This is a genomic window from Streptomyces sp. WAC05292 (assembly GCF_003949955.1).
Classification (GTDB): Bacteria; Actinomycetota; Actinomycetes; order Streptomycetales; family Streptomycetaceae; genus Streptomyces; species Streptomyces globosus.
In genome coordinates, this window is record NZ_RPSE01000392.1 from 1 (window position 1) to 5,803 (window position 5,803).

The following is a 5,803-nucleotide window of genomic DNA, read 5'->3' on the forward strand; positions in this document are numbered from 1 at the left end:
CTCCGGCCCCGCCCGCCCCCACGCGCACGAAGGCGCCCGCGCCGGCGCCCACCAAGGCGGCAACCGACTGCTATCCGAAGTCGAACGCCGGGAACTGCTACAGGGCCGGCCAGATCTGCCGGAAGGCCGACGTCGGCACCTCCGGCCGCGATGCCAACGGCCGCACCATCCACTGCCGTCAGGACGACAGCGTCGGCCAGCGCTGGGGCTACTGAGCGAAAGCGCAGGGTCGTCCGATTACCGTCCCGGCAGCGGCCGGGCTTCCGGGAAGAGTCTCCTCACGACCGTGAAAGGCGACCGCCCCGCGAGGAGGCCACGACATGAGCGATGCGTCCTGGGAGAAGTTCGGACACCTGCCGGCAGCCGGCAAACCCTGGGAGCGGTTCTCCTGGACGCAGTACGGCGGCGACCACGGGCCCGGCCTCGAACTTCTGCACACCGGGCCCGGTAAGCGCGTGCTGGAGCTGGGCATGGGCAAGGGCGACAACCTCGCCCTCGTCGCGCGGACCGGGGCCTCGGCCGTCGGCGTCGACATCTCCGCCCCGCAGATCGAGGCGGCCCGCGAGCGGTTCGGCGGTCTGATCGAGGCCCACCACGGGCGCGCCGAGGAGTACCTGAGCGGCCGGGAGGCGGAGTTCGACAGCATCTACTCCGTCTTCGGCGCGGTCTGGTTCACCGATCCCGCCGTACTGCTGCCGCTGGTCCGGCGGGCGTTGAAGCCCGGGGGCCGGTTCGCGTTCTCGCACCTGCCGCCGTCCGGCGAATGCCCCGGCCCGCACGAGTACGACCTGTACGGCCCGGGCGACGAACTCCTCACCATCACCCGGTGGTGCTTCCGCCCCTACCTGTGGGAGGAGAAGCTCCGCGCCGCCGGTTTCGCCTCGGCCGCCGGTCAGCGGCTTCCCTGCCCGAAGGACCGGCAGACGATCGGCACGCTCGTCGTGCGGGCGACGGTATGAGCACCGGCTCTCCTCGCCCGTCAGGGTGAATGGGTGGGCGACTCGCCCGGGGGTGGGGCGGCGTGCGGGCGATCATGGGCTGCGCGCGCACGCGACCGCGTGCGGCCGGAGCTCCGGAGGGCGGATCCATGGCCGACAGGATCACCATCGACACCGACGTCTGCATCGGCAGCAGCCAGTGCGCGCTCAGAGCGCCCTCGGTGTTCACCAGTGACGACGACGGGTTCGGGATGGTGATCCCGGGCCGCGAGGACGGTGGCGGCGACCCGATGCTGAAGGAGGCCGCCCGCGCATGTCCCGTACAGGCGATCACACTCCCGGGGGCGTGACCTCGGGCTGGCTGCCCGCCGAGGAGTTCGCCGCGACCCTGCCCAAGGCGAGCGCTTTCGGCTGCCTGTTCTTCACCGACGAGCGGGACCGGCCCGTCCAGTTGCGGGCCGTGTACTCGCGCAGCCATCCCTGGCAGTGGCCCGGCGGCTGCATGGACGAGGGCGAGCGCCCGTGGGAGACCGCGCTGCGCGAGTGCCGGGAGGAGACCGGCATCGTGTACGAGGGTCCCCGGCGGCTCCTGGCGACCGTCTTCGGGCTGCCGGGGAAGGAGTGGCCGCTGAGTTCGATCGGGTTCGTCTTCGACGGGGGGCGGCTGACCGCCGAGCAGGTCGACGGCATCGTCCTCGACCCGGCCGAGCACGACGACGTACGCGCCCTGCCGCCGGCGCAGTGGCGGGCGCTGATGCCGCCGCGGGACTTCGAGCGGCTGGAGGCCGTCATGGAGGCCCGGCGAACCGGTACCGCCGCGTACTTCGACACCTGGGACTGGGACGACTGACCCACCCGTCCGAATACCGCCCCTGCGGCGATTTTCAGCCAGCCGGAGTGCCGGATCGGGCCCCTCCGCCCGGGGACGGGGCAGAATCGGCAGACCGGAACAGGTCCGGCAGGGTGCGGAGTCGAGGGGGCGGCCATGGCGACAGTGGAAACGGGGACGGGGACGGGGACGGGCAGCGACACCGGCCCGGGCCGCGGCCGGCGGGTGCCCGTGCTGGCCGGGAATCCGCTGCTCGGCTCCCTCTCGGAGCTCACGTCGGACGCACTCGGCACCTACCTGCGGGCCCACCGCGAGCACGGCGACGTCGTCCGGATCTCCGCGGGCCCGCCCGGGCTGCGCCAGGACCTGTACTGCGTCTTCTCGGCGGAGGGCGCGCAGCAGGTCCTGGCCTCGGAGTCGGCCAACTTCCGCAAGGACAACCCCTTCTACCAGGAGATCCGCGACTCCTTCGGCAACGGCCTGCTCACCAGCCAGGACGCGGACTACCTGCGCCAGCGCCGCCTCGTGCAGCCGCTGTTCACCAGGCGCCGCGTCGACGGCTACGCCGCGGCCGTCGCGGCGGAGACCCGTACGACGCTGGCCGCCTGGGAGCGGGCCGCGGACGGGGTCGTCGACGTGTCCGAGGCGATGATGCAGCTGGCGCTGCGCGCGGTCGCGCGGATCCTGTTCGGGACGGACGTCGACACCACCGTCGACGTCGTCGACCGCTGCTTCCCCGTGATCACGGAGTACGTGCTGCGCCGCGGGTACTCCCCCGTCAACATCCCGCGGTCGTGGCCGACGCCCGGCAACCGGCGGGCCGCGGAGGCGCTGGAGGAGCTGTACGGGGTCTGCGACCGGATCATCGCCGAGCGCCGCTCCGGCGGGGAGGCCGCGCAGGGCGAGGACCTGCTGGGGCTGCTGTCGGCGGCGTCGAGTTCCGAGGACGGCGCGTTCGACGCCGCCGAGCTGCGCGACCAGGTGCTGATCTTCCTGCTCGCGGGGCACGAGACGACCGCGACGTCCCTGGCGTACTCGCTGCACCTGCTGGCCCTGCACCCGGAGCAGCAGGCGCTGGCCCGGGAGGAGGTCGCCCGCGTGCTGGGCGACCGGGAGCCGGAGGCGGCCGACCTGGAGCGGCTGCCGTACCTGACGCGCGTGCTGAAGGAGGCGATGCGGCTGTACCCGGCGGCGCCGGTGATCGGCCGGAACTCGGTCGCCGCGACCGAGATCTGCGGGTATGCGGTCCCGGGCGGTGCCAATGTGATCCTGGCGCCGTGGGTGACGCACCGGCACCCCCGCTACTGGCCGGACCCGGAGCGATTCGATCCGGACCGCTTCACCCCGGAGGCGGAGGCGGACCGGCCGCGGTACGCGTGGTTCCCCTTCGGCGGAGGGCCGCGCGCGTGCATCGGGCAGCACTTCTCGATGCTGGAGTCGGTGATCTCGCTGGCGGTGCTGCTGCGGGCGTACGAGTTCGAGGCGGTCGACCGGGACGTGCCGCTGAGCGCGGGCATCACCCTGCGCACGCACGGCGCGCTCCGCTGCCGTGTCCGCGGCGTGGCCGGCTGAGGCGTACGGTGGCCGCCCTCGTGTATTTCCGCAAGGCCTCCGAGACCGCGGGGCTCGTGGAGTACGAATTCGGCGACGACCCGGACGCCTTCGAGCGGCGGCTCGCCGTGGACAAGGCGTCCCGCACCTCGACCGTGCGGGACGGGCGGGTCGACCACGCGTTCCTGCTGGCCTCGCGGAAGCTCCGGGTGCTGTACGCGGAGCGGGGTGTGTGGCCGGAACGCGGCATGAGCGCGACCTGATCGCGGAGGCAGGCCCCGTCACGCCTCCGCCGACGTCGACTGCTTGCGGCCGCGGAGGCGTTCGAGGTCGGAGGGGCGGACCTTGATGGCGAAGACCGCGATGAGTGCCCCGACCAGGGTGAACGCGGCGGCGACGACGAACGCCGCGTTCACTCCGGCGGTGAGCACCTGGTCGGCCCAGGGGTCGGGGAGCCGGCCGGTGCGGCGGAAGGCGAGAAGCTGCTCCGGGGTGGCGGTGGCGAGGAAGTCGCGGGCCTGGGCGCGGCCCTCGTTGCGGCCGGCCGTGCCGAAGACGGTGACGAGGACGGACAGGCCGAGCGAGCCGCCGACCTGCTGGGTGGCGTTGAGGAGCCCGGAGGCGGCGCCGGATTCGCGGTCGGTGACGTGGGACAGCGCCATGAGGGTCAGGGACACGAACTGCAGGCCCATGCCGAGCCCGAAGAGGAGCATCGGCCCGAGGACGCTGCCGAGGTAGGTGGAGTCGGCGTCGGCCCGCGTCAGCCAGGCCAGGCCGGCGGAGCAGCACAGCGCGCCGGTGACCATGAACGGCTTGGGGCCGCGGACGGGCAGCAGGTGGGAGGTGATGCCGGCGCCGACGGCGATGATCGCGCTGACCGGCAGGAACGCGAGGCCGGCCGCCAGCGGGCTGAAGCCGAGGACGTTCTGCACGTAGAGGGTGAGGAAGAAGAACATGCCGAAGATCGCGCAGGCGAGGAAGAGCATGATGCCGTAGGTTCCGGCGCGGTTGCGGTCGGCGAACATGTGCAGCGGGGTGATGGGCTGCGTCGAGCGCTTCTCGTTGACGACGAACAGCGTCAGCAGGACCACCGCGGCGCCGAACGACGCTAGGGTGAGCGGGTCGCGCCAGCCGTCCTGGGCCGCGCGGATGAAGCCGTAGACGAGGGACGCCATGCCGAGCGTCGACAGCAGGGCGCCGGCGACGTCGAAGTGCCCTGGGTGCCGCTCGGATTCGTGGAGGACGCGGGCGGCGAGGACCGCGATCGTCGCGGCGATGGGGACGTTGACGAAGAGCACCCAGCGCCAGTCGAGCCACTCCACGAGCATGCCGCCGGCGAGCAGGCCGATCGCCCCGCCGGCCGCGGAGACGCCGGCGAAGACGCCGAAGGCCCTGCTGCGGGCCGGTCCTTCGCGGAAGGTGGTGGTGATCAGGGCGAGCGCGGTGGGGGAGGCGATGGCTCCGCCGGCTCCCTGGAGGGCGCGGGCGGCGAGGAGCTGGCCCTCGTTCTGGGCGAACCCGCCGAGCAGGGAGGCCAGTCCGAAGAGCAGGACGCCGCAGATGAAGACGCGTTTGCGGCCGAGGATGTCGCCGGCCCGGCCGCCGAGGAGGAGCAGTCCGCCGAAGGTCAGCGTGTAGGCGTTGACGACCCAGGCGAGGCTTTCGGTGGTGAAGCCCAGGGACGTCTGGATGTGCGGCAGCGCGATGTTCACGATGGTGATGTCGAGGACGACCATGAGCTGGCACGAGGCGATGGTGAAGAGGGCGAGGCCGCTGCCGTTGCCGCTGCTGCCGCCGTTGCCGCCGTTGCCGCCGTCGCCCGCGGGGCCCGTGCCGTCGCCCGCGCCGTCGGTCCCCTTGCCGGGTGCTGCGTTGGGGTCCACCCTGTCGACGCTAAACCTGCCACCCCCGCTACACCACTCGGATGGCCTAACCGACACCACATGTACAGTGTGCCATTTCACATGGCACACTCGCCTGCATGGACGATTTCCTCCGGCTCTCCACCACCACCGGCCGCTTCGCCTACGGCGCCCCCCGCGCCTTCTCCTTCGGCGACGACGGCCGGCTCCTCTGGTTCCTCCGCTCCACCGGCCCCACCGACCCGCGCGACTCCCTCTGGGTCCTCGACACCTCCACCGGCGCCGAGACCCTCCTCGCCGACCCGCGCCGTCTCGCCCCCGAGCCCGGCCCGCTCCCCGAGGCCGAGCGCCGGCTGCGCGAGAGGATCCGGCTCACCGCCGCGGGCATCGGCAGCTACGCCCTCTCCGGCGACGGCCGCCACGCCGTCTTCGCCCTGTACGGCGCCCTCTACCGCGTCTCGTACGCCGGCCCCGGCCCGCCCGCCGCCCCGCGGCGGGGAGCTCGGCGGGCGGGGCGGCGGGCGGGCCGGGGCCGGCGGGCGGGCCGCGGGGGGGGGCGGCGGACAGGGGGGGGGCGGGGGGGGGGGGGGAGGCGGGGAGGGGGCGGCGGGGGGAGGGCGGGG

6 protein-coding genes and 2 pseudogenes are annotated in these 5,803 nt (G+C 73.4%); 7 read left to right on the forward strand and 1 reads right to left on the reverse strand.

What is annotated here, in order from left to right; genetic code table 11:
* The 6 genes and pseudogenes from EF903_RS27490 to EF903_RS27515 all read left to right on the forward strand — a co-directional run.
* A pseudogene (locus tag EF903_RS27490) lies at positions 1 to 215 on the forward strand (hypothetical protein); the annotation flags it as partial.
* 105 nt (positions 216 to 320) lie between these two features.
* On the forward strand, positions 321 to 959 hold the full coding sequence (locus EF903_RS27495) for a class I SAM-dependent methyltransferase (RefSeq protein WP_125547628.1): 639 nt from the start codon (positions 321 to 323) through the stop codon (positions 957 to 959).
* 128 nt (positions 960 to 1,087) lie between these two features.
* Positions 1,088 to 1,288 carry a ferredoxin gene (locus tag EF903_RS27500; protein WP_125547630.1) on the forward strand — a complete coding sequence of 67 codons (201 nt, stop codon included), beginning with the start codon at positions 1,088 to 1,090 and terminating at the stop codon, positions 1,286 to 1,288.
* A complete protein-coding gene (locus tag EF903_RS27505) occupies positions 1,285 to 1,788 on the forward strand; it encodes an NUDIX domain-containing protein (RefSeq protein WP_125547632.1) in 504 nt (167 codons plus the stop codon). The genes EF903_RS27500 and EF903_RS27505 overlap by 4 nt, the downstream gene beginning before the upstream one ends.
* A 135-nt stretch (positions 1,789 to 1,923) precedes the next feature.
* Positions 1,924 to 3,339 (forward strand): cytochrome P450, encoded by a 1,416-nt coding sequence (locus tag EF903_RS27510; protein ID WP_125547634.1) that lies wholly within the window; start codon positions 1,924 to 1,926, stop codon positions 3,337 to 3,339.
* 20 nt (positions 3,340 to 3,359) lie between these two features.
* A complete protein-coding gene (locus EF903_RS27515) occupies positions 3,360 to 3,581 on the forward strand; it encodes a hypothetical protein (protein WP_125547636.1) in 222 nt (73 codons plus the stop codon).
* Positions 3,582 to 3,599: 18 nt separating this feature from the next.
* Here EF903_RS27515 and EF903_RS27520 read toward each other — a convergent pair whose 3' ends face one another.
* A complete protein-coding gene (locus EF903_RS27520; RefSeq protein ID WP_125547638.1) occupies positions 3,600 to 5,054 on the reverse strand; it encodes an MFS transporter in 1,455 nt (484 codons plus the stop codon).
* A 245-nt stretch (positions 5,055 to 5,299) separates the two neighbouring features.
* Between EF903_RS27520 and EF903_RS27525 the strand changes: the two are divergent.
* A pseudogene (locus EF903_RS27525) lies at positions 5,300 to 5,803 on the forward strand (S9 family peptidase); the annotation flags it as partial.

What these genes read in the sequence shown, in the direction of transcription:
- EF903_RS27495 (WP_125547628.1), top strand. Translation starts at nt 321, where the DNA reads ATGAGCGATGCGTCCTGGGAGAAGTTCGGACACCTGCCGGCAGCCGGC.
- EF903_RS27500 (WP_125547630.1), top strand. Translation starts at nt 1,088, where the DNA reads ATGGCCGACAGGATCACCATCGACACCGACGTCTGCATCGGCAGCAGC.
- EF903_RS27510 (WP_125547634.1), top strand. Translation starts at nt 1,924, where the DNA reads ATGGCGACAGTGGAAACGGGGACGGGGACGGGGACGGGCAGCGACACC.
- EF903_RS27520 (WP_125547638.1), bottom strand. Translation starts at nt 5,054, where the DNA reads ATGGTCGTCCTCGACATCACCATCGTGAACATCGCGCTGCCGCACATC.